This is a genomic window from Streptomyces sp. NBC_00252, assembly GCF_036187565.1.
GTDB lineage: Bacteria > Actinomycetota > Actinomycetes > Streptomycetales > Streptomycetaceae > Streptomyces.
Genome location: NZ_CP108087.1, coordinates 9,214,242 through 9,239,884, shown reverse-complemented (window position 1 = coordinate 9,239,884; position 25,643 = coordinate 9,214,242). Strand labels below are relative to the sequence as shown.

General features: G+C 71.2%; 24 protein-coding genes. 10 read left to right on the top strand and 14 right to left on the bottom strand.

Features of this window, described 5'->3' with window-relative positions; translation table 11 throughout:
- Positions 1–66 precede the first annotated feature (66 nt).
- On the bottom strand, positions 67–1,263 hold the full coding sequence (locus tag OHT77_RS41120) for an RNA polymerase sigma factor (RefSeq protein WP_328833446.1): 1,197 nt from the start codon (positions 1,261–1,263) through the stop codon (positions 67–69).
- Entirely contained in the window at positions 1,263–1,619 is a 357-nt protein-coding gene (locus OHT77_RS41115) for a YciI family protein (RefSeq protein WP_328833445.1), read from the bottom strand. The genes OHT77_RS41120 and OHT77_RS41115 overlap by 1 nt, the downstream gene beginning before the upstream one ends.
- Before the next feature lie 258 nt (positions 1,620–1,877).
- Here OHT77_RS41115 and OHT77_RS41110 point away from each other — a divergent pair, with 258 nt between their 5' ends.
- From OHT77_RS41110 to OHT77_RS41100, 3 genes are all read left to right on the top strand, one after another.
- Entirely contained in the window at positions 1,878–2,960 is a 1,083-nt protein-coding gene (locus OHT77_RS41110; RefSeq protein ID WP_328833444.1) for a substrate-binding domain-containing protein, read from the top strand.
- A 44-nt stretch (positions 2,961–3,004) separates the two neighbouring features.
- Entirely contained in the window at positions 3,005–4,039 is a 1,035-nt protein-coding gene (locus OHT77_RS41105; protein ID WP_328833443.1) for an acyl-CoA dehydrogenase family protein, read from the top strand.
- A gap of 140 nt (positions 4,040–4,179) precedes the next feature.
- Positions 4,180–5,391: a GNAT family N-acetyltransferase gene (locus tag OHT77_RS41100; protein WP_328834479.1), complete on the top strand. Its 1,212-nt coding sequence runs from the start codon at positions 4,180–4,182 to the stop codon at positions 5,389–5,391.
- 56 nt (positions 5,392–5,447) lie between these two features.
- On the opposite strand, the gene OHT77_RS41095 is transcribed toward OHT77_RS41100, so the two are convergent.
- From OHT77_RS41095 to OHT77_RS45110, 6 genes are all read right to left on the bottom strand, one after another.
- Positions 5,448–6,590, bottom strand: coding sequence for an LLM class flavin-dependent oxidoreductase (locus tag OHT77_RS41095; protein WP_328833442.1), 1,143 nt, complete (start codon positions 6,588–6,590; stop codon positions 5,448–5,450).
- A gap of 35 nt (positions 6,591–6,625) precedes the next feature.
- Complete coding sequence (locus OHT77_RS41090) at positions 6,626–7,822, bottom strand: SfnB family sulfur acquisition oxidoreductase (protein WP_328833441.1); 1,197 nt, start codon at positions 7,820–7,822, stop codon at positions 6,626–6,628.
- 5 nt (positions 7,823–7,827) lie between these two features.
- Positions 7,828–8,382: an NADPH-dependent FMN reductase gene (gene ssuE / locus OHT77_RS41085; protein WP_328833440.1), complete on the bottom strand. Its 555-nt coding sequence runs from the start codon at positions 8,380–8,382 to the stop codon at positions 7,828–7,830.
- Positions 8,383–8,443: 61 nt separating this feature from the next.
- Entirely contained in the window at positions 8,444–9,661 is a 1,218-nt protein-coding gene (locus tag OHT77_RS41080; RefSeq protein WP_328833439.1) for an acyl-CoA dehydrogenase family protein, read from the bottom strand.
- Positions 9,662–9,691: 30 nt separating this feature from the next.
- Positions 9,692–10,813 (bottom strand): dimethylsulfone monooxygenase SfnG, encoded by a 1,122-nt coding sequence (sfnG, locus tag OHT77_RS41075; protein WP_266774880.1) that lies wholly within the window; start codon positions 10,811–10,813, stop codon positions 9,692–9,694.
- A gap of 121 nt (positions 10,814–10,934) precedes the next feature.
- Positions 10,935–11,012, bottom strand: coding sequence for a putative leader peptide (locus OHT77_RS45110; RefSeq protein WP_351520955.1), 78 nt, complete (start codon positions 11,010–11,012; stop codon positions 10,935–10,937).
- A gap of 143 nt (positions 11,013–11,155) precedes the next feature.
- Here OHT77_RS45110 and OHT77_RS41070 point away from each other — a divergent pair, with 143 nt between their 5' ends.
- Entirely contained in the window at positions 11,156–12,067 is a 912-nt protein-coding gene (locus OHT77_RS41070; protein ID WP_328833438.1) for a LysR family transcriptional regulator, read from the top strand.
- Between the two features lie 293 nt (positions 12,068–12,360).
- Here OHT77_RS41070 and OHT77_RS41065 read toward each other — a convergent pair whose 3' ends face one another.
- Positions 12,361–12,549 carry a hypothetical protein gene (locus OHT77_RS41065; RefSeq protein ID WP_328833437.1) on the bottom strand — a complete coding sequence of 63 codons (189 nt, stop codon included), beginning with the start codon at positions 12,547–12,549 and terminating at the stop codon, positions 12,361–12,363.
- A 190-nt stretch (positions 12,550–12,739) separates the two neighbouring features.
- On the opposite strand from OHT77_RS41065, the gene OHT77_RS41060 reads away from it, so the two are divergent.
- Positions 12,740–14,113, top strand: a complete 1,374-nt coding sequence (locus OHT77_RS41060) for a cryptochrome/photolyase family protein (RefSeq protein WP_328833436.1) — start codon at positions 12,740–12,742, stop codon at positions 14,111–14,113.
- A gap of 42 nt (positions 14,114–14,155) precedes the next feature.
- Here OHT77_RS41060 and OHT77_RS41055 read toward each other — a convergent pair whose 3' ends face one another.
- Positions 14,156–15,154, bottom strand: a complete 999-nt coding sequence (locus OHT77_RS41055) for a MerR family transcriptional regulator (RefSeq protein ID WP_328833435.1) — start codon at positions 15,152–15,154, stop codon at positions 14,156–14,158.
- 155 nt (positions 15,155–15,309) lie between these two features.
- Here OHT77_RS41055 and OHT77_RS41050 point away from each other — a divergent pair, with 155 nt between their 5' ends.
- Together OHT77_RS41050 and OHT77_RS41045 are read left to right on the top strand one after the other, a co-directional pair.
- Entirely contained in the window at positions 15,310–15,909 is a 600-nt protein-coding gene (locus OHT77_RS41050) for a sigma-70 family RNA polymerase sigma factor (protein WP_328833434.1), read from the top strand.
- Between the two features lie 89 nt (positions 15,910–15,998).
- On the top strand, positions 15,999–16,439 hold the full coding sequence (locus OHT77_RS41045) for an SPW repeat protein (RefSeq protein WP_266774875.1): 441 nt from the start codon (positions 15,999–16,001) through the stop codon (positions 16,437–16,439).
- A 54-nt stretch (positions 16,440–16,493) separates the two neighbouring features.
- On the opposite strand, the gene OHT77_RS41040 is transcribed toward OHT77_RS41045, so the two are convergent.
- Together OHT77_RS41040 and OHT77_RS41035 are read right to left on the bottom strand one after the other, a co-directional pair.
- The gene (locus tag OHT77_RS41040; protein ID WP_328833433.1) at positions 16,494–17,264 is read right to left on the bottom strand and encodes an ArsR/SmtB family transcription factor; all 771 of its coding nucleotides are present in this window, start codon (positions 17,262–17,264) and stop codon (positions 16,494–16,496) included.
- A gap of 114 nt (positions 17,265–17,378) precedes the next feature.
- Positions 17,379–18,113, bottom strand: coding sequence for a phosphotransferase (locus tag OHT77_RS41035; protein WP_328833432.1), 735 nt, complete (start codon positions 18,111–18,113; stop codon positions 17,379–17,381).
- Between the two features lie 63 nt (positions 18,114–18,176).
- Between OHT77_RS41035 and OHT77_RS41030 the strand changes: the two genes are divergently transcribed.
- On the top strand, positions 18,177–18,395 hold the full coding sequence (locus OHT77_RS41030; protein WP_443048180.1) for a hypothetical protein: 219 nt from the start codon (positions 18,177–18,179) through the stop codon (positions 18,393–18,395).
- Here the strand turns inward: OHT77_RS41030 and OHT77_RS41025 are convergent.
- Positions 18,392–19,840: an APC family permease gene (locus tag OHT77_RS41025; protein WP_328833431.1), complete on the bottom strand. Its 1,449-nt coding sequence runs from the start codon at positions 19,838–19,840 to the stop codon at positions 18,392–18,394. The two genes, OHT77_RS41030 and OHT77_RS41025, sit on opposite strands and share 4 nt — an antisense overlap.
- 141 nt (positions 19,841–19,981) lie before the next feature.
- Here OHT77_RS41025 and OHT77_RS41020 point away from each other — a divergent pair, with 141 nt between their 5' ends.
- Together OHT77_RS41020 and OHT77_RS41015 are read left to right on the top strand one after the other, a co-directional pair.
- Positions 19,982–21,166, top strand: coding sequence for an ROK family transcriptional regulator (locus OHT77_RS41020; RefSeq protein WP_328833430.1), 1,185 nt, complete (start codon positions 19,982–19,984; stop codon positions 21,164–21,166).
- Between the two features lie 102 nt (positions 21,167–21,268).
- Positions 21,269–23,995, top strand: a complete 2,727-nt coding sequence (locus OHT77_RS41015; protein WP_328834478.1) for a glycoside hydrolase family 2 protein — start codon at positions 21,269–21,271, stop codon at positions 23,993–23,995.
- Positions 23,996–24,036: 41 nt separating this feature from the next.
- Here OHT77_RS41015 and OHT77_RS41010 read toward each other — a convergent pair whose 3' ends face one another.
- Positions 24,037–25,485, bottom strand: a complete 1,449-nt coding sequence (locus OHT77_RS41010; RefSeq protein WP_328833429.1) for a hydrolase — start codon at positions 25,483–25,485, stop codon at positions 24,037–24,039.
- Positions 25,486–25,643: the final 158 nt, after the last annotated feature.

The window sequence follows — 25,643 nt, the reverse complement described above, 5'->3', positions numbered from 1 at the left end:
ATAGCAACCATTCGTGCACCGGGAAAAATTCCGGTACGGCCATGGTCACCCTCCGCCGCACGGCTGTCACATGCGGACGAGTTCCCGCCGACGGCGTTCCAGATAGCCGCGCTCGGCCGCGCTCCCGGTCCCCGCGATGGCCGCGTCGTACGCCGCGACCGCCTCGGTGTGGCGGCCGAGCCGGCGCAGCAGGTCGGCGCGGACGGCGTGCAGGACGTGGTAGTCGTCGAGGTCCAGCGCGTCCACGAGGTCGAGGGCCTTGCGCGGGCCGTCGACCTCGGCGACGGCGACGGCCCGGTTGAGGGCGACGACCGGACTCGGGGCCACGGCCGTCAGCTGGTCGTAGAGCTGGAGGATCTGTCCCCAGTCGGTCGCGTCGGCGGTCGGGGCGTCGCTGTGCACGGCGTTGATCGCGGCCTGGATCTGGTACGGCCCGGGGTTGTTCAGCCGCAGGCACCGCCGTACGAGTGACTGGCCGTCGGCGATCAGCTCGCCGTCCCAGCGGTCGCGGTCCTGTTCTGGCAGCGGCACCAGCTCACCGTCGGGGCCCTCCCGCGCGGTCCGGCGCGACTCGATCAGCAGCATCAGCGCGAGCAGGCCGGTGACCTCGGGCTCGTCCGGCATCAGCTCGGACAGCAGACAGCCGAGGCGCAGGGCCTCGGCGCAGAGTTCGGGCGAGTCGGTGTAGCCCTCGTTGAAGATCAGGTAGACGACGGCCAGGACGCCCTTCAGCCGGTCGGGGAGGTCGGCGTCGCGGGGCACGCGGTACGGAATCCTCGCGTCGCGGATCTTGGCCTTGGCGCGGACCAGGCGTTGGGCCATCGTCGGTTCCGGGACCAGGAAGGCGCCCGCGATCCGGGCGGTGGTGAGGCCGCCGAGGAGGCGCAGGGTGAGCGCGACCTGCGCCTGGGTGGCGAGCGCGGGGTGGCAGCAGGTGAAGATCAGGCGGAGCCGGTCGTCGCGCACGGGTCCCTCCTCGGCGGGCGCGTCGGACGCGTACAGCAGCGCGGCCTCGGTGTGGCGGGCCTCCCGGGAGGACTCGCGGCGCAGCCGGTCGATCGCGCGGTTGCGCGCGGTGGTGATGATCCACCCGGCCGGGCTCGGCGGCACACCGGTCTCCGGCCACTTCTGCACGGCCGTGGTGAAGGCGTCCTGGACCGCTTCCTCGGCGAGGTCGATGTCACCGAGGAAGCGGACCAGGACCGAGACCGCCCGCCCGTACTCGGCACGGAAGACGGCCTCGATGTCGGTGTCGAACGGCATCAGTCCTCGGCCGTGTTCATGAAGGGCCGCACCTCGACGGCCAGGGTGGTGGCCCAGGTGGCGCGCTTCCCCCACTCCAGGGCCGCGTCCAGATCGGCCGCCTTGATCAGGCAGAGCCCGCCCAGGTACTCCTTGCCCTCGGCGTACGGCCCGTCGGTGATCAGCACGTCACCGTCCTTGGGGCGCAGCACGGTCGCCGTCTCCGGCCCGTGCAGTCCGCCGGCGAAGACCCAGGCTCCGGCGGCCTGCAGTTCGTCGTGGAAGATCCCCAGCTTGCGGACGATCTCCGCCATCTCGTCCGGCGAGGGCATCTGCCCGTCGGTCGGCGTGATCACGCTGAGCAGGTAGTGCTGCATGACGTCCTCCATGGCGTAAGCGATTCTCCGACCCCCCGGGGGGTCTCTCACCTCCTACACGAACGCCATCGTCCCGGATCGACACCGCGCCCCGGAAATCGGGCGGGATTTTCTCCGCGACCTCATCGGCGACGGCACGGGCGACATTGCCGCTGTCCTTCGGGGCGGTCTACTGTGCGGTTCTCATCACGAGCCTCTGCGAGGGCGCCGGGGCCTGGGCCGATTTCCGCGCCCGCACGCCCTCACGGAGGTGGTCCGGTGCATCCCCTGCCGCCCGTGCGGATCGACGGCCCGCGCAGAACCCTGGTCGTGGCCCTGGTCGTCCCGCTGCGCGGTCCGGCGGGCGTCTTCGGCCCGTCCTGCGAACTGGCCGCGCGGCTCGCCGTGGAGGAACTCAACGCCGTCGGCGGCGTGTTGGGCCGCGAGGTCCGGCTCGTGGTGGTCGACGGCGGTGCGCTCCCGGAGCAAGTGGCCGCCGAGGTCGAGGCGTTGGTGTCGATGGGCGCGGTCGACGCGGTCGTCGGCTGGCACACCTCGGCGGTCCGCAAGGCGCTGCTGCCGCGTGTCGCGGGCCGGGTGCCGTACGTCTACACCGCGCAGTACGAGGGCGGCGAGCGCACGCCCGGGGTGTTCCTGACCGGCGAGACCGACGCGGCCCAACTGCTGCCCGCCATGAGGTTGTTGGCGGAGGCGACCGGTGTGCGCCGCTGGTGCACGGTGGGCAACGACTATGTGTGGCCGAGGGTGACCGCCCGCGCCGCGCGCCGCTACGCCCGTGACTGCGGCGGCCGGGTGCGCGACGAGGTGTTCGTGCCGCTGGGGACGTACGAGTTCGGGCCGGTGCTGCGCCGGATCGAGCACTGCGAGGCGGACGCCGTACTGATGCTGCTCGTCGGGGACGACGCGGCGCGCTTCAACCGGGCGTTCGCCGCGTACGGTCTGCACCAGCGGTGTCTGCGGCTGAGCACCCACATGGACGAGAACATCCTGCTGTCCACGGGCGCGGACGCCACCGAGGGACTGTGGGCGGCGGCCGGCTACTTCGAGACCCTGGCCACCGCCGAAAGCCTTGATTTCAGCGGGCGTTACGCGGCCCGCTTCGGCGTGGAGGCCCCCGTCGTGGGCAGTCTCGGCGAGTCGTGCTTCGAGGGCGTACGACTCCTCGCGGCCCTGGCCGAGCAGGCGCGGTCGCTGGAGGTGGGCGCCATGTGCGCGCTGGGCGGCACCGTCTCCTACGAGGGCCCGCGCGGCGCCCTCCGTCTGCACGGCAACCACCTCCGCCAACGTCTCTACCTGGCGCGGGCGGACGCCTTCGACTTCGACATCGTCGCCCAGCTCTGAGCGCCTTCGCACGTGATCAGCCCGCTGACCGGGAGAATCTCCCCATGACCTCGCACCCCCTCGTCGCCCGCGCCCGACACCTCGCGGACGACCTCCTCGCCCCGCACGCCGAACAGGTCGACCAGGAGGGCGTCCCGGCGAGCCACATCGAGGCGGTCAAACAGTCCGGCCTGCTGGGCGTGAGCGCACCCGTGGCCTACGGCGGTTCTGCGGCACCGGGCGCGGTGGCGCGGGAGACGGCGGAGATCCTGGCCGGCGCATGCTGCTCGACGTGGTTCGTACAGACCCAGCACCACACCCCGGTCCTGACCCTGGCCACGAGCGAACTCCCGGTGCGGGAGCGCCTGTTGGGCCCGCTGGCGCGAGGCGAGCTGCTGTCCGGAGTGGCGTACGCCCATCTGCGGGCGTACCCCCGGATCCCGGTGCGGGTCACCCGCGACCGGGGCGGCTGGCGCTTCGACGGCACCGTCCCCTGGTACACGGGCTGGGGCCTGAACGACGTCATGCTGCTCGCGGGTGTGACGGACGCGGACGAGGCGCTGTTCGCGTTCACGGAGGCGAGGGAGCAGCAGGGGCTACGGCCGTCCGAGCCGATGCGCCTGGCCGCCCTCACCGCGTCCCGCACGGTGTCCCTGGAGCTGGACGGCCTGTGGCTGCCGGAGGACGCGGTGGCGCTGCGGACGCCGTACGAGGAGTGGGCGAAGGCCGACCGCCCGAAACCGACGAACGCGTCACCGGCGGTCTTCGGAGTGGCGGAGGCGGCTCTCGCACTGCTGGACGACAACACGTCCGCGCCGCTCCGCACCCGGCTGGCCGAGGTGCGCGAGGAGGCCTACGCGCTGGCCGAACACCCCGTCCCGCACGCGCACTTGGCGGAACGGCTGGCGCTCAGGACGCGGGCGTACGAGGTGCTGATGACGGCGACGACGGCCGCGGTGGTGGCGGGCGGCGGCCGGTCGCTGTCCTTGACGAACAGGGCCCAGCGCCTCGCGAGGGAGGCCCTGTTCCTGCTGGTGCAGGGCCAGACGGCGGAGTCGAGAGGGGTTCACTTGAAGGCGCTGGCAGGCTCAGTCGGCTAGTACGGACGGCAGTTGGCCGCCCGGCCTTCCGAGGTCGTCGGGCGACCTGCCGTAAATCACTTGACCTGGTCACCGGGCGGCGCTGCACTGTGGCGGGACACCACGGGAGTGGTGACGTGTCAGGAAAGGCAGCGGCAGCGATGGAGATCCGTCCCACGACCGACGAGGACCATGACGTCTTCGTCGACACCGTCCATGCCGCGTTCGGGAGCTTCCCGGAGACCCCGACCGACGGCGGCGGGCTCTGGTGGTCGGCGATCGAGATGGACCGCTGCCTGCTCGCCGTGACGGACGACGGGCGGCCCGTCGGCACCGCGGCCAGCTACCCCTTCGAACTCACCCTGCCCGGCGAGACGCTCATCCCGGCCCCCGGGGTCACCGCCGTCGGCGTCCTGCCCTCGCACCGGCGTCAGGGCGTGCTCAGCGCGATGATGCGGCACCAGCTCACCGCCCTGCGGGACAGCGGGGAGGCCCTCTCCGTACTGCTGGCCTCCGAGGCCCTGATCTACCGCAGGTTCGGCTACGGCCCCGCGACCTACACCGCGCGGCTGACCGTGCCCCGCCACCGGGCCGCTTTCGCCGCTCCCCGGGCGGACGGCGCGGAGGCGACCGGCTCGGTCGAGGTGCTGCGCCGTGCCGAGTGCGGCAACATCCTGGAGGAGGTCTACGACCGCTACCGCCGCGCCCAGCCCGGCGCGCTGTCCCGGCCGCACCGCTGGTGGGCGCTGCGCGCGGGGCAGCCCCCGATCTCACCGGCCCCGCGCTACGTCGCCGTCCACCGTGACGCCGACGGCGTCCCGGACGGGTACGCCAGCTACTCGCTCGGCGAGGCCACCACCCTGACGGTCGACGAGACCATCGCCGTCGACGACGCCGTCTTCACGGCCCTGGCCCGGTTCGCGCTCGGCCACGACCTGGTCTCCCAGGTCGTGTTCAGGCATGTCCCGCCGCAGCACCCGCTGCGCTGGCAGCTCGCGGACTTCCGCGCCGGCGAGGTGAGCGGCGACACGGACTGGCTCTGGGTGCGGCTGCTGGACGTGCCGCGCGCGCTGACCGCGCGCGGCTGGTTCACGGACGGCGAGCTGGTGCTCGCCGTCGACGACCCGTTCCTGAACGGACACGGCCGCTATCTGCTGACCGTCCGGGACGGCAAGGCCGACTGCGTGCCGACGGGCCGGGAACCCGACCTGTCCCTGGACATCGACGACCTGGGCTCGCTCTACCTCGGCGGCACCGCCCCGAGCACGCTCGTCCGGGCCGGGCGCATCCGGGCCCACCACCCGGACGCGGCCGCCCGCGCCGACGCCCTCTTCCGCACCGACCGCTCCCCGCACTGTCTGCACTGGTTCTGACCGCACGCCCGGCAACGACGCCCGCCGCACGCGGAGTTGGGCGTCGGCGGGACCCGTCAGCTGGCGAACGGCACCTGTGCGGCGGAGGCCTTCTGCTCGCCGAAGGGGTGCTGCCACACCCCGTCCGCCGCCAGCCTCGGCAGCACGCCCTCCCCGAACCAGTACGCCTCCTCCAGATGCGGATACCCGGACAGCACGAACTCCTCGATGCCCAGCGCCGCGTACTCCTTGATCCGCTCGGCGACCTCCTCGTGGCTGCCGACGAGCGCGGTCCCCGCCCCGCCCCGGACCAGGCCGATCCCCGCCCACAGATTCGGGTGGATCTCCAGCCCGTCCCGGCTCCCGCCGTGCAGGGCGAGCATCCGCTGCTGCCCCTCGGATTCGCTCCGGGCGAGCCCCGCCTGCACGGACTTCACGGTCTCGGAGTCGAACCCTTCCAGCAGCCGGTTCGCCTCGGCCCAGGCCTCCTCGGACGTGTCGCGCGTGATGACATGCAGCCGGATCCCGAACCGCAGCGTGCGCCCCTCCTTCGCCGCGAGCCCCCTGATCCACGCGATCTTCTCGGCGACCTGCGCCGGCGGCTCGCCCCAAGTGAGGTACACGTCCACGTACTTGGCGGCGATCTCCCCCGCGATCGGCGACGATCCCCCGAAGTACACCTCGGGCACCGGGTCGGGCAGCCGTGCCAGCTTCGCTTCCTCGACGCGCAGATGCTCACCCGCCACGTCGACGGTCTTGCCGTCCCACAACTGCCTTACGATCTCCAGGAATTCGCCGGTACGGCGGTACCGGTCGTCCTTGTCGAGGAAGTCGCCGTAGGCCCGCTGTTCGTGGCTCTCGCCGCCGGTGACGACGTTGAGGAGCAGGCGTCCGCCGGTCTGCCGCTGGAACGTGGACGCCATCTGCGCGGCGAGCGTCGGCGAGACGAAGCCGGGGCGGAAGGCGACCAGGAACTTCAGGCGTTCGGTGTTCTGGCTGACCATCGCGGTGGTGAGCCACGCGTCCTCGCACCAGGCGCCGGTGGGCGTCAGGGCGCCCACGAAACCGAGGTCCTCCGCCGCGCGGGCGATCTGGCTCAGGTAGGCGACCGTCGGCGGCCGGTCCCGCCCGGATGCGGTGGCGGGGGTGCCGTGACCACCGCCCACGACATGACGGCTGTCCCCGTTGGTGGGGAGGAACCAGTGGAAGGTGAGGGACACGTGGGATCTCCGATCTGGGCTGTGCGGTAAGGGAGTCAGAGGAGGCCGTGGCGGGGCGGCCTGGTGCCGTTCAGCACATAGCGGCCGATGTGCTGGATCTTCCAGCGGGCCGGGTCGTGCAGGGTGTGGGTGCGGGCGTCCCGCCAATGCCGGTGCAGGTTCAGCGAGTTGAGCGCCGAGCGGGTGCCGGACACCTCGAACAGCGCGCCCGCGACCTCCACGGCGGTCTGCGCCGCGTGCACCTTGGCCGCCGCGACCGCGATGGACGCCTCCGCCGCCGAGTCGTCGTTCAGACCGGCGCGCACCGCGTCCACGGCCCGGGCCGCCTGGACGAGCAGGGCCTCGGACGCCCTTACCTGGATGGCGAGTTCACCGAACCGCTGGATCAGCAGCGGGTCCTCGGCGGCGGTCTCGACCCCGCTCTCGAACCAGGGGCGGCTCTTCGTCCGCACGAACGCGGCGGCCTCGGCCAGCGCTCCCCCGGCGATCCCGACGTCGATGGCCGCGTGCAGCAACTGGGCGACCGCGCCGTGGAGTTGGGGGCCCTCGAAGGTGAGGTGGTGCGGCAGGACCCGGTCGGCGGGAACGGCAACCGCCTCAAGCCTGACCGTGCCGCTGGCCGTCGTGCGCTGGCCCATGCCGTCCCAGTCATCGACGACCGTGACGCCCTCGGCATCGCTCGGGACGTACGCGACATGGAGGTTGTCGTCCTCGGTGCGGGCGAGGACGGGGATCCAGTCGGCGAAGAGGGCGCCGGTGGAGTAGTGCTTGACGCCGGTCAGCCGGTAGGAGCCGTCGGGCTGGAGGGTCAGCCGGGTGCGGATGTCCTGGACGTGTTTGGTGCCGGCCTCGGACTGGGCGTTGCCGAAGCGGCGGCCCGCGAGCAGCTCGGCGAAGAAGAACTTCTGCTGGTCCGGCGTGCCCTGACGGCGGATCACATTGACGTACGCGAAGTGACTCTGCGGGATCTGGGCGAGGCTGCCGTCGGCCGAGCCGAGGAGGCGGAAGATCTCGGCGAGGGTCTCCGCGCTCACATCGGCGCCGCCGTGCTCGGCGGGCACGGTGACCGCGAGCAGTCCTGCGCCGGAGAGGCGGTCCAACTCGGCGCGCGGGAGCCTGCGTTCGGTGTCGCGCGCGGAGGCCCCGGCCCGGAACTCGTCGGCGAGCGCGGCGGCCAGGGCGAGGGCCTCGGCGTCGTCCGCGATCACATGGGCGGTCGCTCGGTCGGTCATGGCGGTCAGCTCGCCGCGGCCAGGAGCGGGGTGCGGCCGAGGGCCGCCGAGAACTGGTCGACCACCTGCGTGAGCGCCTCGGTGGCGGCCGGGGCGACGGTGAGCGAGCCGTCCTCGTGGGCGGTGATGTCCTTGTCGAGGGTGAACCAGCCCTGGACTATGTGGGCGGCACCCATGGAGTTCAGCACCGGGCGGAGCGCGTAGTCGATGGCGAGCACATGTGCGGTGGACCCACCCGTGGCGAGCGGCAGCACGGTCTTGCCGGTGAGGGCGTACTGCGGGAGCAGATCGAGCAGCGCCTTGAGGACCCCGGAGTAGGAGGCCTTGTAGACGGGCGTGCCTACGACGACTCCGTCGGCGCGGGCGAAGAGGTCGGTGGCCTCGACGATGGCCGGGTGGCGGAAGTCCGCGCCGAGCAGGGCCTCGGCGGGGACGGTGCGCACGTCGAGCGGGATCACCTCGTGGCCCTGGGCGATCAGCCGCTGGTCCAGGTGCCGTAGCAGGCGGTTGGTGCGGGAGGAGACGGAGGGGCTGCCGGAGACGGACAGGACGGTGGCCATGGGTCCTCTTTCGGGGAGGCGGGGCGCCCGCTCAACTGACGGGCGCCCCGGGGCAGTTCGGTCAGGAGTACCAGGTGGGTTCGGGCAGTTCGCCTTCCAGGACCCAGCGGCCGACCTCGCGCCGCTTGTAGGCGACGGGGTCGTGCAGGGTGTGGGTGCGGACGTTGCGCCAGAACCGGTCGAGGCCCTCCGTGGTGGCGGTGGAGCGGGCGCCGGTGACCTCGAAGACGCGGTTGCCGATCTCCAGGGCGACATCGGTGGCGCGTGCCTTCACGGCGGCCACCCTGACCTCGAAGTCGCCGCGTGTCTTCGCGGTGACGGCGTCGGGGTCGTCGTGCAGTTTCTGCCCCTCGGCGGCGACGGTGTCGGCGAGGGCCTCGACCGCCCAGAGCTTCGCGGTGAGGTCGCCGTAGGTGTCGATGACGTAGGGCTCGTCGACGGCGCGCTCGTAGCCGCCGTGCAGCCAGGAGCGGGCCTTCGTGCGGGTGTAGGTGGCGGCCGTCTCCAGGGCGCCGGCGGCGATGCCCAAGTAGAAGTTGACGAAGACCAGTTGGATGGTGGGGACGTTGAGCGTGTTGTACGTGCGCGGCGTGAATTCCTTGTCGACGTAACCGGCCGCCGAGGACCACGGGGTGCGGACGCCGTCGAGGATGACGCCGCCGCTCTCGGTGAGGCGCTGGCCGATGTTGTCCCAGTCGTCGAGGAAGGTCAGGCCCTCGCTGCCGGAGGGCACGATCGCGAAGACGTGCTGGTCGGTGCCCTCAAGGACGCCTTCGAGGACGGTGACGTCGGAGACCTTGCTGCCGGTGGAGAAGGACTTGCGGCCGGTGAAGACGAGGTCGTCGCCGTCCTCGGTGACGGTGACGTCCTTGTCGCGCGGGTTGACGGCGCCGCCGAAGAACCACTGGTTGCGGGCGGCCTCGGCCTCGACGTGCTCCCACTGCTCGCGCGTGCCGACCAGGCGGGCGGCCCAGTTCCACAGGTAGTGGTAGCCGAGGAGCTGGCCGATGGAGCCGTCGGCCTTGGCGACCTCGCGGACCACCCGGTAGGCGGTGGGCCAGTCCTGGCCTCCGCCGCCGTGCTCCGTGGGACCGAGCAGGGTGACCAGGCCGGAGTCCTTGAGGAGGCGGACCTCGGCGTGCGGGGTGGCGCCGGCCCGGTCGCGGGCGGCGGCGTCGGTGTCGAGGAGGGCGGCCACTTCGGCGGCGCGGGCGATCCAGTCCTGGGCGGAGTGCGGGGCGGGGCCGGTCTGCCAGTCGGCGGGCGTGACGGTGCTCATGCTGGGGTCCTCTCTCGCAGTGGGGTGCGATCAGGCGTGCACGGAGACGGACTCGGCCTCGGCGTCCGGGAGTTGGGCCTCCAGCTCGCGCACGAGGGGCAGCACGCGCTTGCCGAAGTACTCGACCTCCTCGTGGTAGTGGAGGAAGCCCAGCAGGAGCAGGTCGACGCCCAGCTTCTTGTAGGCGACGATCCGTTCGGCGATCTGCTCCGGGGTGCCGATGAGTCCCGTGCGGAACCCGTCGTTGTACTGCACCAGGTCCTCGAACGTGGAGTCCTGCCACATGCCCTTGCCGTCGGCCGAGGACTGCCCGGCCTGCTTCACCGCGGCCCCGAAGCCCTCGACGGCCTCATGGTCGGCCTTGGCGACGATCTCCCGCAGCGTGTCCCGCGCCTCGGCCTCGGTGTCGCGGGCGATGAGGAAGCCGTTGAGACCGAACTTCGGTGCCCTACGGCCGACTTGGGCGGCGGAGTGGCGTACGTCGGCGAGCTGCTCGGTGACGCCGTCGAAGTCCTTGCCGTTGGAGAAGTACCAGTCGGAGACGCGGCCGGCCATCGCGCGGGCGGCGGTGGAGTTGCCGCCCTGGAAGATCTCCGGGTGCGGGCGCTCGGGGGTGTTGAGGGGCTTGGGCTTGAGGGAGAAGTCGCGCAACCGGTAGAAGTCACCGGCGAGTTCGGTGTGGTCCTCGGTCCAGATCTGGCGCAGGGCCTGGATGAACTCCTCGGAGCGGCGGTAGCGCTCGTCGTGCTCCAGCCAGGGTTCGCCGAGCGCGGTGAACTCGCCCTTGAACCAGCCGGAGACGACGTTGACGGCGAAGCGGCCGTTCGACAAGTGGTCGGCGGTGGCGCCGAGTTTGGCGAGGACGCCCGGGTGCCACAGGCCGGGGTGGACGGCGGCGATGACCTTCAGGCGCTGGGTGGCGAGGAGCAGGGCGAGGCTGAAGCTGGTCGACTCGTGCTGGAACTCGGCGCCGTAGCTGGCCATGTAGCGGACCTGGCTGAGTGCGTACTCGAAGCCGTTGTTCTCGGCGAGGACGGCGAGTTCGCGGTTGTACTCGTAGCCCCAGTCGGTGCGTTGCTCGATCTTGCTGGTGACGAGTCCTCCGCTGACGTTGGGGACCCAGTAGGCGAATTTCACGGGCTCTGCGGGCATGCGGAACTCCTGTTGCGGAATGCCTTTTCGGGCACGCCGAATCCGGCCGGAGCGATATCCGGCGAATTATCGGGCGAGGGGGAAAAGTGGGCGGCGGATCACAGGACGGTGGTGACGGGGATCAGGCCGCGGTGCAACAGGAGGCGCTGGAGACGCGCGCGAGGTCGACATGGCGTCGCCGCGTGAGGTCCAGTCGCATCATCATGCCGTCGATCGTGGCAGCCGTCGGCGAGAGCCGTCAAGGAAAACCCGACCGGTCTCGTATCCCGGACCATTGAATTTCACGAAGGTGTGACAGGGAAACCCTTGAACAGGGCGGGAAATCGGCCGCATTCTGCGGGCATGCGGACCGAACAGCTGGAATACATTGCGGCCGTGACCCGGCTCGGCTCGCTGCGCCGGGCCGCCGAGGAACTGCGCCTGTCGCAGCCCGCGTTGAGCGAGACCGTACGGAACCTCGAGCGCGAACTCGGCGTCGATCTCCTGGAGCGCAAACGGTCCGGGGCGACGATGAGCGCGGAGGGACGGGAGCTGCTGCCGAAGATCGTCGATGTGCTGGACGCGGTGGACCGGCTGCGGGCGGCGGCCGGCGAGCAGCACCGGATCAGCCGCATGGTGCGGGTGGGCACGGTCAACGCGGCGACCGTGCCGCTGCTGCTGCCGGTCGTCCGCGACTTCCGCGCCTCGCATCCGCTGACCCAGGTCGAGGTGGTCGGCGCGCAGCAGACCGACATCCATCGGGCGCTCTCGGAGGGCGGCTTCGATCTCGGCCTGGTCAATCACCTCGACGGCGACGACATGCCGGCCGACTTCGAGTCCACGGAGCTGCTGTCCGGGCTGCCGGTGGTGTGCGTACGCCCCGACAGCCCGCTGGCGTCCCGGCCGACCGTGAGCGTGGAGGACCTGCTCGGCGAGCCGCTGATCGGTATGCGGTCCGGCTATGTGATGCACCGCTATGTGCACCGGCTGCTCGGCGGCCGGGGCCCCGCCTTCGCGTACTCGACCGATGGCGCCGAGATGGGCAAGCTCATGGTCGCGGAGGGGCTCGGGGTGACGGTCCTGCCGGACTTCAGTGTGGTCGGGGACCCGCTGGAGCGGCTCGGCGCGATCACCTTCCGGCCGATCGCCGGCGACACGGCCCGCGTCCTGCTGATGCTGCGCCGCCGCCGCGCCGAGTCCGTACCGCAGGCGGCCGGGGATCTGCACGAGGCGTTCGTACGGCGGGCGCGGGAGCTGAGCGAGGCGGGGGTCTGAGACCGGGGCCGGAGATCGGCCCTCACGCGCTCGCCGCCGCCGGGGCCGGGCGTCGGTCCTCAGCCCTCACCTGCTCGTCGCCTGCCGGGACCGGACGTCAGTCCTCGTCCGCACCTAGTCCGTACCGCAGGCGGCCGGGGATCTGCACGAGGCGTTCGTACGGCGGGCGCGGGAGCTGAGCGAGGCGGGGGTCTGAGACCGGGGCCGGAGATCGGCCCCCACGCGCCCGTCGCCGCCGGGGCCGGGCGTCGGTCCTCAGCCCTCACCCGCTCGTCGCCTGCCGGGACCGGACGTCAGTCCTCGTCGCCCACCGGAACCACCACGAGGAACGCGTCGGACTTCAGATCCATGACGACCCTGGCGGGCTCACCCTCGGCGCGGCGCCGGGCCGCGAACTCCTCGGCAGGCCAAGATCCGCGCGGAGCCCCCGCCGAAAACCGCTTCAACACCTTTGCGCCCATGTCCGCAGACACCTCCAGCATCGTTCTTCGGCTCCCCACCGGGACCGTCGTACCTGTGCTGATGCCCGGGATCGACGCCGACATGCCAAGTTCGCCGACGGCCGGAGGGCGCCGGGAGCGTGTACGCCCGTCGGGTGACAGACGCATCCGCCGGGCGCTTCGGACGGGAAGCATCGCACGACCCCTTTTCCCGTCTCCCGGAGCGCGCACCATGAACGTCTCGGTCGTCCTGTTCACCTCCGACCTGCGTCTGCACGACCACCCCGCGCTGCGCGCCGCCGCCGAGGCCCGCGAGGTGGTCCCCCTGTTCGTGCGCGACCGGGCCGTGACGGACGCCGGCTTCGCCGTGCCGAACCGGCTGGCGTTCCTCGCCGACTGTCTGCGGGACCTCGACGCGGGCCTGCGCGAGCGGGGCGGCCGGCTGGTGCTCCGGTCCGGCGACGTCGTCGACGAGGCGTGCAAGGTGGCCGCCGAGACCGACGCCGACGAGGTGCACATGGCGGCGGACGTCAGCGCTTACGCGCGGCGGCGCGAGCAGCGGCTGCGGCGGGCGCTGGAGGCGGAGGGGCGGCGGCTGCACGTCCACGACACGGTGACCACGGCCGTCGCCCCGGGCGCGGTGACTCCCGCGTCCTCCGACCACTTCGCGGTGTTCACGCCGTACTTCCGGCAGTGGTCAGGGCAGCATCTGCGCCCCGCGCTGACCGCGCCGCGCACCGTGCGGGTCCCGGACGGCGTCGGCTCCGAGGAGCTGCCCGACCGCCCAGACGCCGAGGAGCTCTCACCAGGTCTGGCGTCCGGCGGGGAGACCAACGGCCGTAAGCTGCTGGCCCGTTGGCTGCGCGACGGCATCGTGTCGTACGAGGACCTGCACGACGCCCTAGCCGCCGACTCCACCTCCCACCTCTCGCCCCATCTCCACTTCGGCACCCTCTCCCCCGTCGAACTGGTCCACCGCGCACGGCAGTCGGGCGGACCGGGCGCCGAGGCGTTCGTACGGCAGCTCGCGTGGCGGGACTTCCACCGCCAGGTGCTGGCGGCCAGGCCCTCGGCCGCGGGCTCCGACTACCGTACGAAACACGACCGTTGGCGCTCCGAGCGCAGCGCCCGCGAGGACATCGCGGCCTGGAAGGAGGGCCGCACCGGCTACCCCCTGATCGACGCGGCGATGCGCCAGCTGCTCCACGAGGGCTGGATGCACAACCGCGGACGGCTCCTGACGGCGAGCTTCCTCACCAAGACGCTCTACGTCGACTGGCGCGTCGGCGCCCGGCACTTCCTCGACCTGCTGGTCGACGGCGACGTCGCCAACAACCAGCTCAACTGGCAGTGGATGGCGGGCACCGGCACGGACTCACGCCCCAACCGGGTCCTGAACCCCGTCACCCAGGCGAAGCGCTACGACCCGGACGGCGCGTACGTCCGCCGCTGGGTGCCCGAACTCGCCGAGCTGGACGGGCGGTTGGTGCACGAGCCGTGGAAACTCAAGGGACTTGACCGTGCGGCGATCGATGACTATCCGGACCCGATCGTCGAACTCGCCGACGGACTGGCGCGGTTCCGGCAGGGACGGTCGGGCGACTGAGGCTCCGGCGCACCCTCTCAACGCGCCGCGCCCCGCACCCGGTCAGCGGGGCGCCCCGTGCACCCCGTACATCCCCGCCACGATCTCCACCGCGTCCTGAAGGCTCACCGGCCGCAGCGCCCCCCGCGCCGAGGGCCCGGACCAGCCCGGTCCTGCCAGCACCACCGAGGGCTGTCGCCGGGCGCCCTTCACTCCCCAGCGGATGTCGGCGAGGTGCCGGGCCAGGGGCAGGCTCGCGGTGGAGCGTGCCTGTGCCCACAGGACGACGGCGGCCGGGCCCAGCCGCCGTACCGCGGCGGTGAGCGCCTCGGCGGGGACGGCTGCGCCGAACATCCGTGTGGGCAGGCCGAGTTCACCCAAGGCCGCGTTGAGCGCCTCGATCGGGAGGGTGTGCTGCTCGCCGGGTACGCAGGCCAGCATGACGGGCCCGGCGGGCGGGGTGTCCGGCTGCGGCCCCGGGGGCGGGGTGCGTCGGCGCAGGGCGGTGGAGACGTGCCAGGACAGCAGGTGCTCCACCTCCACGTAACGGTCCCCGGACGAGGCCCACTTGCGTCCCACCGCGTGCAGGGTCGGCACCATCACCTCCTGCCAGGCGACGACGACGCCGTACTGCCCCACGGCGTCGGCCAGTTGACGCTCGACGGCGGGCGCGTCGAGCCGGACGGCGGCCCGCGCGAGGCCGCGGCACTCCTGGCGCACATCGCCGAGGGGCAGGGTCCCGGCCGCGCGCGAGGAACCGTGAGTCCGAGCGGCCTGCCCCGGGTCCGAACCGGCGGCCCCCTTCGCCACCCGCGCCGCCTCGGCCGGGGGCACGCCCGACGAGGTCAGCCGGCACATCTCCTCCAGCACCGCCACGTCCCCGGGGGTCCAGCGCCGGTGCCGTCCCTCGGCGCGGACCGCGGGCCCGATGCCGTAGCGCTGCTCCCAGGACCGCAGCGTGGTGGGCGCCACGCCCAGCCGACGGGCCAACGCGCCGGTCGTCAGGGGTACTTGGGCCGCGGCCTGGTGCGCAGGGTCCGGGGCGGCGGACAACTCGCTCATGCGTCGACTATACGACGCAGAATCGACGCGAGTTGATCGACTTGTCCCGGGCTCCCAGGATGGACGCAACCGGGCATACCCCGGCAGACATCACGAACCGCCGGGCACCACAGCCTGGCCCCGGTGGTCGCCGTAGGACGTGAGGAGCCGTCGCCATGAGCTCGCCGCACAGCACCCTCCGGTCGAGCCCGGCGACGGAGTTCACCGACGAGGAGCTGGCCAGGGGGCTGGTGGCGGGCGACGAGGAGTGTCTGGCCGTGGTGTATCACCGCTGGTCGACGCTGGTGCACACGCTGGCCCGGCGTTCGCTCGGGGACGCCAAGGAGGCCGAGGACGTCACCCAGCAGGTGTTCCTCGGGGTGTGGCGCGGGCGCGGGGGTTTCCGGCCGGAGCGCGGCACGATCGCCGGCTGGATCGTGGGGATCACCCGGCGCACGATCGCCGACGCCCTGTCCGCTCGCACTCGGCGCCTGTATCTGGTGGCCGCCGCCGGGGCGTCGCTGACACTCACCGAGCCCGTCGTGGCGAAGCCCGAGGCGGTGCTCGACCGTGTCCTCGTGCTGCGCGAACTGGCCCAACTCCCCGCGCCCCAGCGGCGGGTGCTGGGGCTGACGTACTACGAGGACCTGACCCAGACGCAGATCGCGCGGCGCACCGGCTGGCCGCTCGGGACGGTCAAGAGCCACGCGCGACGCGGGCTCCACCAGTTGCGCCGCCGCCTCCAGGACGACGAACCGCCTGAACACTACACATAAAGGTGAAATAAGAGCACAATGGGATGAAGCGGCTCCTACCGCGGACCGCATCAGACGCGGTCAGGCCAGCAAGTCAAAGGAGACGAGTCATGGCCAACGTCTCGCACACCAGAGGTGACATGGCGAGCCACCCTGATGTCTCCGAAATGCAGGCGCGCTACGCCCGCATGCTCGGTGGACGCGATGTGGCGCTCGTGGACGGACCGGTGTTCCTGCTCGGTCTGTACTGCGCCGTATCCCCGTGGATACTCCACTACACGACGAGCCAGCCCGCGCTCGTGCCGCACAACCTCATCGTCGGCATCGCGATCGGCCTGCTGGCGCTCGGTTTCACCAGGGCACCGGAACGCATGTACGGCCTCAGCTGGGCCATGAGCGCCCTGGGTGTCTGGATGATCGTCTCGCCGTGGATCGTCGGCAGCAGCCCCGACAAGGGCGTCATCCTGAACAACGTCATCATCGGCGGACTCGCCGTGATCCTGGGCCTGGTGTGTGCCGGTACGGCGGCGCGGAGCACCCCCAAACCGTAGGCACCCCGGGCCGATCGCGGGAACCCCGGACCACTGAAGGAAGCCACGCCCCCTTCAGTGGCCGCCCGGCACCTGCCAGGGCGACTGCGGGAGGGGGCTACCGGTTTCGAGCAGCGACTTCAGGTTCGACAGCACGGCCGGCCAGCCGCCGGAGACGTCGGAGAGCTCGCCCTCGTCGGCCAGGTCCTCATGGGTGACGGTGAGGCGCACGATGTCCTCGTGCGGCCGGATGTCGTAGGTGACCCGGGAGTGCGCGTCCTCCTGGTCCTCCTTCTCCGGCGAGGTCCACGTGGTCACCAGCCGGGTCGGACGCTCGCTCTCCACCACCCTGCCGACGACGTCGGCGATGCCGGAGCCGTCGATGCGCCGGTGCTCCCAACGGGAGCCGCGCTCCCAGTCGGACACGTTGCTGTGACCCCAGTAGGCGGCGGTCAGTTCGGCGTCGGTGAGCGCGTCCCACACCTTCTCGGGGGTGCTCGCGATGTAGGTGACGTAGACGAATGTCGGCTTGTCGGTCATGGCTTCCTCGGCTCGTCGTTTGAGGGCACCGAGCGCGCGCAGGCGCGGGCGCTCGAACTTGTCGATCCAGCGCTCCTGTATCTCGTGCAGCGGGACCGGGTTGAGGTAGTGCAGCTTCTCCCGGCCGCGTCGCACCGTGCTGACCAGGTTGGCGGCCTCCAGGACGGCCAGGTGCTGGGTCACCGACTGACGGGTCATGTCGATCCGCCCGCACAACTCCCCGAGCGTCTGCCCGTTCTCCTCGTGCAGCCGGTCGAGCAGTCGCCTGCGGGTCTCGTCGGCCAGCGCCTTGAAGACCTTGTCCATCCCTGAGTCCTGTTCGGATCGCACACTCAACGTTATGCAGGCAGTTACCTGCATGTCAAGCGGAGTGACTTCGCCCGTTGTGTCCGGTCTACGACTGCTTTGGTCTACGGCGGCTCAGCGAAGGAAGGCGCCCAGTTCGCGGCGGTGCGCGGCCACCCAGTCACGCGCGTCCCGGATACCGTCCACGACCCCGCGTGCCCGCAGCGCGACCATGCCCCGCTCGCCGCGCTCGGCACCGGCCTCGATGCCCCGCCGACACCGGTCCTGCCACCAGAGCACCGTGTCGAGGAGCCGGCGGGTGTCGTCGAGGCCGTACGCCTCGCAGATCAGGGCGATCCGGCGGGCGGTCGCGGGGAGGTCGGTGACGTCCGGGCCGAGGTCGAGGTACTGCCAGCAGACATGCGCGACGTCGTGGATGCGCTCGCCGGGGGCGGCGAGGTCCCAGTCGACGAACGCCAGGGGGTGCCACGCGCTGTCGTAGACGGTGTTCTTGGGCGCCAGGTCGTTGTGACAGACGACGTCCTTCTCACCGGCCTGCGGGGTGCCGTGGGTCAGATCATGGAAGGCCCGCACGAGCCGTGCGACGCGCACGAGGCTGTCGTCGGTGCGGACGGCGGCCCGCTCCTCGGCGCTGACGGCCGCCCGGCCCTCGACGTACCGGAACATCTCCCGCCCGCGCTCGTCCGTACCGAGGAACCGGGGCGCCCCCGGCCAGCCCCGTCGCTCGAAGTGCGCGAGCAGTCCGGTCACATAGCCCGACCGTTCCGGCGACACGGGAGTACGCCGCACGGTCTCCCCGACCCGCACGACCTGGTTGATCGCGCCTCCGCCGAGCGCCGATTCCGCCACCTGGACCGCCTCCCGAATTGGTTCGCCCGCTCGAGTATTGCTCGGCAAGGGCAGGTGCACCGGTTGGCGATCGGCGAGGCCAACTCGACTGCTGTGTGGGGGAATTACGCCACCCTCGGGTACCGGCGGCTCGTGTACACCAGCACGGTGAGCGTGCTCGACGCATGCCTGTTGGACGACCGTGCGCCCGTCGACACCATCCGGGTGGTGACCGACGGGCGCCCAGTCGTCGACATCGCGGAGCACGTGCTCGCCGCGACCGGGTGGGCCAACAGGCCCTAGGTTCCGGCGGGTTCGGGGGTCGCCTCCGTGAGGTACTCCTCCGAGATCTCCTTCGGGCCGAACGGCCAGACCTTCTCGAAGCGGGACCAGAGGAGGAACGCGACACAGCCGAGGGCGAGCCAGGCCAAGGACCATTCGATGGGGTGGCGGCCCGGGGAGTTCTTGTCGGCGTAGCCGTAGATCACGCACCAGCCGACGAAGGCGATGATGCTCGGCACGGGGTAGAGCCACATCCGGTAAGGGCGGCGCAGCGTCGGCTGGCGTTTGCGCAGGACCGTGAGGGCGATGATCTGGGCCAGTGCCTGGACGATGACCATGACGGTGGTCAGGAGCTGGATCAGGGTCGCCAGGTCCGTGTGGCGGCCGATGAGGAACCCGATCGCGGTGATCACGCCCATGGTGGCGAGGCCCAGCATCGGGAAGCGGTGCTTGGGGTGGAGCTTGGCGTACGGGCGGAAGAAGACGCGTTCGCGGGCCGCGTCGTAGGGCACCCGGGAGCCGCCGAGCAGGCCGGTGAAGACGGACGCGAAGGCGGTGATCAGGATCAGGACGGTCACCGTGTCGGCGGCGCCCTTGCCCCACGTCTTCTCCAGGACCGCCGAGGCCACGGAGGTGGAGGCGATGTCGTTGACGTTGGTCATCCGGTGCCAGTCGATGACCCCGAGGGTGCCGATCTGGAGCATCAGGTAGATCGCCATGATGCCGACGATGGAGAAGAGGATCGAGCGCGGGAGGGTGCGGCCCGGGTCCTTGATCTCGGCGCCCATGTAGGCGGTGGTGTTGTAGCCGAGGTAGTCGTAGATGCCGATGGTCAGGCCGCCGGCGAAGCCGAGCCAGAAGTGGTTGCTGCCCAGGTCGAAGGCGTGCGCCGGGTACGTGAAGGCGAGGTGCGCGCTGAAGTCGCTCGCGGCGGCCACGATGACCAGGAACACCGCCGCGATCATCACGGCCCACATCACGGCGGTGATCCGCGCGATGTTCTCGATGCCGCGCCAGAGCAGGAGCACCACCAGGGCGATCACCCCGAGGCCGACGAGGTCGCCGGACGTCTTGCCCAAGTCCGGTGCCAGGTAGCCGAGATACTGCACGAAGCCGACCACGCCGGTCGACATGATCAGCGGGATGAAGAGCATCGCCGTCCACACGAACAGGAACGGCATCAGCCGCCCGGTCCGGTACTGGAAGGCCTGCCGCAGATAGACGTAACTGCCGCCGGATCCGGGCATCGCGGCGCCCATCTCGGCCCACACGAGCCCGTCGGCCAGCGCGAGGATCGCCCCCGCGACGAAGCCGATCACCGCCTGCGGACCGCCGAACGCGGCGACCATCAGCGGGATCGTCACGAACGGCCCGATGCCGCACATCTGGCTCATGTTGATGGCGGTGGCCTGGAAGAGGCCGACGCGGCGGACGAAACCGCCGTCTGGGGGCGGACTGCCGGACATGGAGGCTCCTGAGGGTGTGCGTAAGTGCGGGAGAGGGGGGTGCGGCGTGCGGGCCGGTATCCGGTGGCTGACTGGGCGATAAAGTTAAGGAGCCTTACTAGACTCGTCAAGAGGCTGTCCCGGATACCGGAGAATGATGCGATGCCCGTCAGTGACGCCGTGGAGCGACCGGACCAGCCGTGGAGCCGTCAGCGGCTGCGCAGTACGAACGCGCGGCTGCTGCTCGACCGGCTGCGCACCGCCGGTGCCGCCTCGCGGGCCCAACTCGCCCGCGAGACAGGCCTGTCGAAGCCGACGGTCTCCAGCGCGCTGGCCGCGCTGGAGGAGGCGGGCCTCGTTCACGAGGTCGGCACACAGTCCCCCGAGCGCGGCCGGACCGCCGTGCTCTACGCCCCCGACCCGTCCGCCGGTTACGCGCTCGGGATCGACGTCGGGCGCAGCTGGCTGCGGGTCGCGGTGGCCAACCTGGACGGCGAGGTCGTGGCCCGGGCCGACGTCCGCAACCGGGCCCGCAGCTCGGGCGCGATGGCAGACCTGGTGGTTACCACCGCCCACCAGGTCGTCGCCAACTCCGAGGTGGCACCGGCCGCCGTGGTGCACGCCGTGGTGGGCACGCCCGGCGTCTACGACGAGCAGCGGCGCCGCGTGCGGTACGCGATGCATCTGCCGGGCTGGGGCCGGGCCGGGCTGTTCGACCGGATGCGGGAGGAGCTGGGCGTCCCGCTGGAGGTGCACAACGACGCGAACCTCGCGGCGCTGGGCGAGTACACGTACGGCGTCGGCGCGGGGAGCCGACTGTTCGCGTACATCCTGATCGGCACCGGTCTCGGCATGGGCGTGGTCAGCGAGGGGCGGCTGTTCACGGGGGCGCACGGCGGCGCCGGTGAGATCGGGTTCCTTCCGTGGCCGGGGCGGCAGAAGCCGGAGACGCTGGAGGACGCGGTGTCGGGGGTGGCCGTGGTGGAGGCGGCCCGCCGGTTCGGCATGAGCGGGCAGCAGCTCACCGCGAAGGCCGTGTTCGACGCGGCCCGGCAGGGACACCCCGCCGCGATCAAGGCGGTCGAGCTGGAGGGCGAGCGGATCGCGCACACCGTGGCGGCAGCGGCGGCCGTGCTCGACCCGGACCTCGTGGTGCTGGGCGGTGGGGTCGGGCACAGCGTGGATCTGCTGCTGCGCCCGGTGCGGGAGAACCTGCGGGCGCTCACTCCCCTGCGCCCGAAGATCGTGCCCAGCGCGCTGGGCGAGGACGCGGTGCTGCTGGGTGCCGTGGCCACCGCGCTCGGCACCGCGCGGGACCTGGTGTTCGAGCGCCACTCGACGTCCTGAGCAACTCACCCACGGACACAGGTGTTTGACAGGCATCGTCGGGCGCCCTACCTTCTGGTGCGGTTAGTAAAGCTTCCTAACTTGACGAGGCTGGAGACCGCCGTGTTCCACCGCCCCGCCGTCCCCCCACTCCGCAGAAGCCGTCTCGCCACGGCCGCCGTCGCCCTCGGCCTCCTCGGTTCCCTCACCACCAGCGCGTGGGCGGGGGCACGGGAGCCGTCCCCGCAGCAGCACACGCGGGTCCCGGTGACCGCCGTACGCTCGACCGCCGGGACCGCCACCGCGCTGTCCGGCTACGCCATCCAGTCGTCCGCGAAGGTCCCCGACTCCCCCGCGGCCGTCTCCTCCCCCGGCTATCCGGCGGCCGGCTGGTACCCGGCCGGTGCGCGCTCGACCGTCCTCGCGGCTCTGATCGCCGACGGCGTCCACCCGGACCCGTTCTACTCGACCAACCAGCGGAAGATCCCGAAGGCCGACTTCCAGGTGCCGTGGTGGTACCGCAGCGACTTCACGGTCGCGGACACCGGCAGGCGCACCTACCTCGACTTCAGCGGGGTGATCTCGGCGGCCGACGTCTACGTCGACGGCAAGCAGGTCGCCAAGGCCGCGGACGTCAACGGGGCTTACACACAGCACGAGTTGGACGTCACCTCGCTCGTCCGCTCGGGCACGAACACGGTCGCCTTCCGCATCCGGCCGAACGACCCGGACAAGAACCTCACCATGGGCTGGATCGACTGGCTCCAGCCGCCGCCCGACGAGAACATGGGCATCGTCCGTGACGTCCTCGTCCGCCGCGGCGGCCCGGTCGCGCTCCGCGACGCACACGTGGTGACCAAGCTGGCCGTGCCGTCGCTCGCCTCCGCGGACCTGACGGTGAAGGCGCGGGCCCGCAACGACTCCGGCGCGCCCGTCACCGCGAAGGTCAGGGGCAGCGTCGGCGGAACGACCTTCGAGGAGACGGTCTCGCTCGCCGCCCATCAGACGAAGCCGGTCGCCTTCGCCCTCCGCCTCACCTCCCCGAAGGTCTGGTGGCCCGCGGGCATGGGCGGCCAGCCGCTCTACGCCCTCGACCTCACCGCCTCCGTGAACGGCACCCCCTCCGACACCGCGCACCAGACCTTCGGCATCCGCGACGTGCAGGCCCCGCTGAACTCCGCGGGCGACCGCCAATACCTGGTCAACGGCCGCAAGTTGCTGATCAAGGGCGGCGGTTGGTCACCCGACGAGTTCCTGCGCTGGGACAAGACATACGTCGAGGACCGTCTGAAGTACGCCCTCGACCTGGGCCTCAACACCATCCGTCTCGAAGGCCACATCGAGCCGGACGAGTTCTTCGACCTCGCCGACCGCTACGGCATCCTGACCCTCCCCGGCTGGGAGTGCTGCGACAAGTGGGAGGGCCAGGTCAACGGCGGCGAGAGCGGCGACAAGTGGACCGCCGCCGACTACCCGGTCGCCAAGGCGTCGATGGCCGCCGAGGCCGCCCGGCTGCGCGACCACCCGAGCGTGATCTCCTTCCTCATCGGCAGCGACTTCGCCCCCGACGCGAAGATCGAGAAGACCTACCTGGACGCCCTGAAGGCCGCCGACTGGCCCACCCCGGTGGTCGCCGCGGCCTCCGACAACTCCTCCCCTGTCACCGGCAGTTCGGGCATGAAGATGACCGGACCTTACGACTGGATCCCGCCGAACTACTGGTACGCCAAACGCGAGGGCGGCGCCACCGGCTTCAACTCCGAGACCAGCGCCGGCCCCGACATCCCCACCCTCGACACCCTGCGCCGCATGATGACCCCGGCCGAACTCACCACCCTCTGGAAGGACCCGGCCGCCAAGCAGTACCACCGCTCCCCGTCCTCCACCTTCAACACCCTCAAGCTCTACGACAACGCCTTGACCGGCCGCTACGGCCCGCCGACGAGCCTCACCGACTACGTCCGCAAGGCCCAGCTCGCCCAGTACGAGAACGTGCGGGCCCAGTTCGAGGCCTACGAGCGCAACGCCACCGACGCCTCGAAGCCCGCGACCGGGGTCGTCTACTGGATGTTCAACAGCGGCTGGACCTCCCTGCACTGGCAGTTGATGGACCGTTACCTCGACCAGGGAGGCGCCTACTTCGGCGCGAAGAAGGCGAACGAACCGCTGCACATCCAGTACTCGTACGACGACCGCTCGGTCGTCGTGGTGAACAACCGGAGCGCGTCGGCACGCCAACTCACCGCCCGCGCGACCCTGTTCAACACCGACGGCACCCTGAAGTACGAGAAGAGGGTGCCCGGGGTGAAGGTCTCCGGCGGCGGCGCGCACAGCACGGCGCTCACCCTGCCCGCGCCCTCGTCGGTGCGCGGGCTGTCGACGACGTACCTGGTGCGCCTCACCCTGACCGACGCGTCCGGCAAGGAGGTGAGCCGGAACGTGTACTGGCTTTCCGCCAAGCCCGACACGCTCGACTGGGCGCACACCGACTGGTACTACACGCCGACGACGAGCTACGCCGATCTCAAGGGGCTCAACTCGATGGCACAGGCGCCGGTTTCGGCGACGGCGTCGACCGAGGCGGGTCCGCACGGCACGTCGACGACGACGGTCACGGTGCGCAACTCCGGTAAGGGGAAGGCGCCTTCGCTTCTCACCGACGTCCATCTCGTGGACTCGGCGGGCAAGCCGGTGCTGCCGGTGCGGTGGTCCGACAACGACGTGAGCCTGTGGCCCGGGGAGTCGACGACACTGACGGCGACCTACCGGACGGCCGATCTGCACGGGTCGGTGCCACGGGTGCGGGTCTCCGGCTGGAACACCCCGGAGCGCACGGTCTTGGCGCGGTGAACCGGTGGGGCCCGGCCGCCGCCGGGCCCCACCGGTCGTCGTCAGCTGACGTTCAGCGCCGTGTCGTCGACGACGAAGGACGTCTGCAGCGTGGAGCCCTCCACGCCGGTGAACTTGAGGGTGACGGTCTGCCCGGCGTAGCTCGCGAGACTGAAGCTGCGCTGGGTGTAGCCGCTGGCCGCGTTCAGGTTGGAGTAGGTCGCCAGCGTGCTCAGGACGGTGCCGGAGCTGTTGAGGACCTGGACCTTGAGCGTGTCGTACGCCGTGCTGGTGGTCGTCTCCGCCGTGTCGACGTGGAGATAGAAACTCAGCGCGGCGGTGGTGCAGCCGGACGGGATGGACACCGACTGGGACAGGGTGTCGGTGGTGGCGGTGCCGTAGCCGTCGAGCCAGGCCTTGTACGAACCGGTTCGGGCGGCCTCGCTGCTGGAGTTGGTGATCACGCCGCTGGAGGCGCTCCAGGTGGTGTTGCCCGACTCGAAGCCGTTGTTGCCGAGGAGCTGCGCGGCGGTGCAGGTGGTGCCGCCGCCCCCGCCGCCACCGCCGCTGGTGCCCTCGCCGGCCAGCCAGGCGGTGGCGTTGAGGGCGAGGGCCGCGTTGGTGGCGCCGGTGTCGTTCCAGCCGTCGTAGAGCGTGTTACCGGACTGGCCGGTGCCGTCGTCGATGGGCGAGCTGTCGCCCCAGAACGCGACACGACCGCTGCCGAACGTGCTGGTCGCGAAGAAGGCGCCGGTGTTGCCCGAGTAACCGCTGCGGTACACAAGGCCCTTGACGGCCGAGTTGTCGGCGGGCTTCAGCGTGACCGTCGTGCCGTCGGCGATCAGGCTCTTGGTGACCGTGCCGAAGGAGCCATGCAGGACGGGGTTGGTGCTGTCGCTGATCGCGGCCGGGTAGCCGGAGCTGATGTCGAGCGAGTCGATGGAGAAGCCGAACGGGTCGGTCGAGTCGACGCTGTTGTTCGTCATCAGGTCGTTCAGGATCTCGACGGCGTCCTCGCCGTCGCTGTTGCGGTCGGCGCCGGTGTGGTCGGAGATCATGAACAGGCCGCCGCCGTTCTTGACGAACGTCATGATCGCGGTCTTCTCGGCGGTGGTGAACAGCGTGTTCGGCTCGGGCAGGACCAGCGTGTCGAAGTTCGACAGGTCGGTCGTCGACGAACCGCCGTACGTGAGCGCGCTGGTGGCGGTCTTCAGGCTGTAACTGCCGGTCTTCTGCAGGGCGACGCCCCACGAGGAGAGTGCGCCGGTCCAGTCGGTCTCGGAGGACGGGGAGGAGTCCTGGGAGAGGGGGTCGGGCTTGCTGGTGGAGACGATCCAGTCCGCGTTCCCGGCCTCTTCGGCGTGGCCGTCGTCGAACAGGACGCGGTGGGTGGTGGCCGCGTGCGCGGGCGTGGCCGTGGTGGTGAACTGAAGCGCCGCCCCCGTGACGAAAAGTCCCAGGCCGGCGAGGGCGGTGGTGAGTCTGCGGCGGGATCTTCTGGATCCAAGCATCCGGCGAACCTCCGTGAGGGGATGGGGAAAGGTGCGGTGCGGGCGCCTGATCTGCGCGCGTAGAACGGTAGTTGGGGAGTTCTACACGCGTTGAACGATTGAAAGGTACATGGCATGAAGGGGTCGTGAACAGAAAGTCCCGGCAATAACAGACGGCG